General features: G+C 75.1%; 5 protein-coding genes. 2 read left to right on the top strand and 3 right to left on the bottom strand.

Annotated elements, in window-relative coordinates:
• The coding region (locus tag ECOMGDLI_RS36395; protein ID WP_198954481.1) for a DMT family transporter at positions 1-1,117 on the top strand (1,117 nt) is incomplete at its 5' end.
• 25 nt (positions 1,118-1,142) lie between these two features.
• Here the strand turns inward: ECOMGDLI_RS36395 and ECOMGDLI_RS02715 are convergent.
• The 3 genes from ECOMGDLI_RS02715 to ECOMGDLI_RS02705 form a co-directional block, all read right to left on the bottom strand.
• The gene (locus ECOMGDLI_RS02715; protein ID WP_088313339.1) at positions 1,143-1,919 is read right to left on the bottom strand and encodes an alpha/beta fold hydrolase; all 777 of its coding nucleotides are present in this window, start codon (positions 1,917-1,919) and stop codon (positions 1,143-1,145) included.
• Positions 1,920-2,145: 226 nt separating this feature from the next.
• A complete protein-coding gene (locus ECOMGDLI_RS02710) occupies positions 2,146-2,565 on the bottom strand; it encodes a hypothetical protein (protein WP_088313337.1) in 420 nt (139 codons plus the stop codon).
• A gap of 245 nt (positions 2,566-2,810) precedes the next feature.
• A complete protein-coding gene (locus ECOMGDLI_RS02705) occupies positions 2,811-3,500 on the bottom strand; it encodes a TrmH family RNA methyltransferase (RefSeq protein WP_088313340.1) in 690 nt (229 codons plus the stop codon).
• On the opposite strand from ECOMGDLI_RS02705, the gene ECOMGDLI_RS02700 reads away from it, so the two are divergent.
• Positions 3,483-4,130: a DedA family protein gene (locus tag ECOMGDLI_RS02700; RefSeq protein WP_088313335.1), complete on the top strand. Its 648-nt coding sequence runs from the start codon at positions 3,483-3,485 to the stop codon at positions 4,128-4,130. The genes ECOMGDLI_RS02705 and ECOMGDLI_RS02700 overlap by 18 nt on opposite strands.
• Positions 4,131-4,181 lie beyond the last annotated feature (51 nt).

Here is a 4,181-nt window from a genome sequence, read left to right as displayed (position 1 = left end):
CCCCCGTCCGCTCGCCACGCCCTCGTCGACCCCCTCCACGAGGACGTCGGCACGCACGAGCAGGTTCGCGCTGCTCCGAACGGGTGACGCCCGCCGCACCCCGGCGCCGGCGACGGTCGGCATCGGCGCGCTCGTCGCCGTGACGATGGTGTGGGGCTCGACCTTCCCGCTGCTCAAGGACGCACTGGACCGGATCCCGGCCGCCGACCTGCTCACCGTCCGGTTCGCGGTCGCGACCGTCGCCCTGCTCGCGCTGCGCCCGACGGCGCTCGTCGGCATGAGCCGGCGGACGGCGGCCCGCGCCGCGGTGCTCGGCCTGCTGTACGGCGTCGCGCAGGTGCTCCAGACCGTCGGCCTCGGGCACACGTCGGCGTCGGTGTCCGGCTTCGTCACGAGCGCGTACGTCGTCCTGACGCCGGTGCTCGGGGCGCTGCTCCTGCGCCGCCGGCCGCCGCGCGCGGTCTGGCTCGCGGTCGGGATGTCCACCGTCGGCATCGGCGTCCTGTCGCTGCGCGGGCTCGCCGTCGGCCCGGGCGAGGCGCTCACGCTGCTCTCGGCGGCCTTCTTCGCCCTGCACATCCTCGGTCTCGGCGCCTGGGCGTCGGCGAAGGACGCGTTCGGCGTGACCGTCGTCCAGCTCGCGGTGGTCACCGTCGTCAGCGGGGCGGCCGCGGTGCCGGGCGGGCTCACGCTCCCGCACGGCACGGCCGACCTGCTCGCCGTCGGCTACCTGGCGGTCGTCGCCGGCGCCGGTGCGGTGCTCGTGCAGACCTGGGCCCAGGCCCACGTCGCCCCGGAGCGCGCCGCCGTCGTCATGACTCTCGAACCGGTCTGGGCGGCGGCCTTCTCGGTCGCGCTGCTCGGGGAGACCCTCGGGCCGCGGGTCGTCGTCGGCGGGGCCGCGGTGCTCGCCGCGATGGTCGTCTGCGAGCGGCCGGACGTCGTCGCCCGGCTCGCCGCGGCTCTGCGCCCGCTCGGGCAGCGGCTGCCCGACGTCGTCGGCCCGCGGGATGCCCGCCGGACGCTGCGCGTGCACGGCGCCGCGACCCGCACCCGGGAGGGCCGACAGCCCGGCCCGGTGCGGGGCGCCCGCCCGGCGTGCGCGGTGGGCTGCTAGGGCCCGGTCCTGCGCCGGGACCGCCTCAGCCGCGGGCGCAGTGCGCCCTGACGGTCTCGACGACCAGCTCGGGGACGCGCAGCTGCGGGAGGTGGTCGACGCCGGCGAGCCGGACGAGCCGGCAGCCGGGGATCGCCGCGGCCATCTGCTCGTTCAGCGCGACGAGGGAGGGGAAGTCCCGCTCCCCGAGCAGGAGGGTCGTCGGGACCGAGATCTCGCCGAAGCGGTCGAGCGCCGACGGCAGCCGCCGCAGGTGCACGCCCTCGGCGGCCTCGGCGCGCAGGCTGGTCCGGACGAGGTCGCGCACGAGCGGCTCGTGACCGGCGGCGCACCACAGCTCGAGCATGAACGCGACGAGCGGCTCCTCGTCACCCGCGGCGTAGGCCTCCTCGGCGGCCTCCCACCGGGCCTCGACCTCCTCGGCGGCCGACGGCTGCCAGCCGCCGGCGGAGGGGGCGAGGAGCACGAGCGAGCGGACGGCGTCCGGCCGGCGCAGCGCCACCTCGACCGCCGTCGCGCCGCCCTGGCTGTTGCCGACGAGGTGCGCGGACGGGATGCCGAAGGCGTCGAGGACGGCGAGCAGGTCGTCCGCCCAGTCGTACGGCTCGGTCGGGGCGGGCGACCCGCCGTAGCCACGGAAGTCGTACCGGACGACGCGGCAGGTCTCGGTGAGCGCCGGCCACACCGCCTCCCACGACCGCAGGTCGCCGATGCCGGGGTGGAGCAGGACGACGGGCTCGCCGTCGCCGCCGGAGTCCTCGGCCCACAGGGAGTCCGCACCGACCGGGATCATCGTCCGCATCCGGGCACGCTATGCCCGTCCGTCGCCGCGGGACAGCGAGTTTCGCCGCCCGCCGGCAGGGCCCGGACATGCGAGATCGGCGGCCCTCCTGCCGCGCGGCCAGGCGCGCACAGGAGGGTCCGCCGATCGTCGGCGGTCCGGACGGCGGGGGGCGACCGCCGGGTGTCCGGACCTGCTCCGGGCCGTCAGGGGCGTTGACGGCCAGAAGGGTCTTCAGCAGGGCTCGTCAGTCGTCCGAGCCCTTGTCGTCGCCGGCCTTGTCGTCGCCGCCGTGACCGCCGTGACCGCCGCGGCCGCCGTGGTCGTCGTCCGCGTCCTCGGCGCTGTCGTTGCCGGAGTTCGCACCGTGGTCGTCGTTCGCGTCCTCGGTGGCGTCGTCGCTCGCGTCGTCCGCGCGGTCGCCGCCCTTGTCGTCGTTCGCGTCCTCGGCGCTGTCGTTGCCGGAGTTCGCACCGTGGTCGTCGTTCGCGTCCTCGGACGCGTCCTCGGTCGGCTCGGCCCCCGGGGCGTCGTCGGAGCTCTTGACGACCTTCGAGCTGGAGTGGCCGGAGCCCGTGGCGGCGAACGAGACGCCCACCGCAGCGGCGCTGAAGGTGAGGGCGGAGGCCGCGACGAGCACGACCGCCTGACGCTTCTTGAGGTTCATCGAGGTCCTCTCGGGAGCCCGGACCGTGGCCCGCGCTGTGACTTCCGCTACGACACAGTTCTCCCAGCCGGCGGCAACCGGTCGCGATTGCCCCTTGGTACTAGTCCCGGCCGTCGACCGGCCGCTGAGCACGGAACGGCCCCGGGCAGCACGCTTTCTTCGCGCAGGCTTGACGTTCCGTTGACCCACGGAAGGCCCGACCGACGCGCTCTTGACCAAGCCTTGACGTGGCCCCGCCCGGCCCGTCAGACGCCTGCGTGCGTGCGGACCCAGGCGTGCATCGCGACGGCCGCGGCCGCGCCGGCGTTGATGGACCGCGTCGAGCCGAACTGCGCGATGGACAGGACCGCCTCGCAGGCCGCCCGCGCCGGCTCCGACAGGCCCGGCCCCTCCTGCCCGAAGAGCAGCACGCAGCGCCGCGGGAGCACGTAGGTCTCGAGCGCCACGGAGCCCGGCAGGTTGTCGACCCCGAGCACCGGCAGCCCCTGCGAGCCCGCCCAGGCGACGAGCGTCGCGGCGTCCTCGTGGTGCGAGACGTGCATGTAGGCGTCGGTGACCATCGCGCCCCGCCGGTTCCAGCGCCGGCGGCCCACGACGTGCACCCCCGCGGCGTTGAACGCGTTCGCGGTCCGGACGACGGAGCCGATGTTGAAGTCGTGCTCCCAGTTCTCCACCGCGACGTGGAAGGGGTGCCGCCGGGTGTCGAGGTCGGCGCGGATCGCGGCGACCGTCCAGTACCGGTAGCGGTCGACGACGTTGCGCCGGTCGCCGTCGCGGAGCAGGTCGGGGTCGTACCGCGCGTCGTCCGGCCAGGGCCCGGGCCACGGACCGACGCCCACCTGGGGGTCCGCCGGGGGCGCGCTGTGAGTCTCGCCGTCCGCCACGGAGCCGAACCCTACGGCCCGTACCCTGAGGGAGTGACCTTCGCACCCCATGCGCTCGGCCCGAGCTGGCTCGACCCGCAGACCCTGCTGGACCAGCTCGGCAACGGAGCCCTCTGGGGCGCGGCCGCCATCGTCTTCGTCGAGTGCGGGCTGTTCCTCTTCTTCCTCCCCGGCGACTCGCTGCTGTTCACCGTCGGGCTGCTCATCGGCCAGGGCTCGGTGAAGGCGCCGCTGTGGCTGGCCTGCCTCGTGCTCACCGTCGCGGCCTTCGCGGGCAACGTCGTCGGGTACGAGATCGGCCGCTTCGCCGGCCCGGCGATCTTCCGCCGTCCGGACTCCCGGATCTTCCGGCAGGAGTACGTCGACAAGACCGTCGCGTTCTTCGACAAGTACGGCACGCGCGCGATCGTCCTGGCCCGGTTCGTGCCGATCGTCCGCACGTTCATCACGGTGACGGCGGGCGTCGGCCAGATGGACCGGCGCAAGTTCTTCACGTACAGCGGCATCGGCGCCGTGCTCTGGGCGACCGGCGTGACGCTGCTCGGCCGGCTGCTCGGCGGGGTCGACTTCGTGAAGAACAACCTCGAGGCGATGCTCCTCGCGATCGTCCTCGTCTCCGTCCTGCCCGTCGTCTTCGAGTTCGCCCGCGAGCACCTCAAGCGGCGCCGCACGGCCGCCTGACGCGGCACGGGCGGACGGCGCGGGGCGGTCACTCCGCGCCGTCCGCCCGTG

Source organism: Kineosporia sp. R_H_3, assembly GCF_002198675.1.
Classification (GTDB): Bacteria; Actinomycetota; Actinomycetes; order Actinomycetales; family Kineosporiaceae; genus R-H-3.
This window is presented reverse-complemented; position numbering and strand designations above follow the sequence as displayed.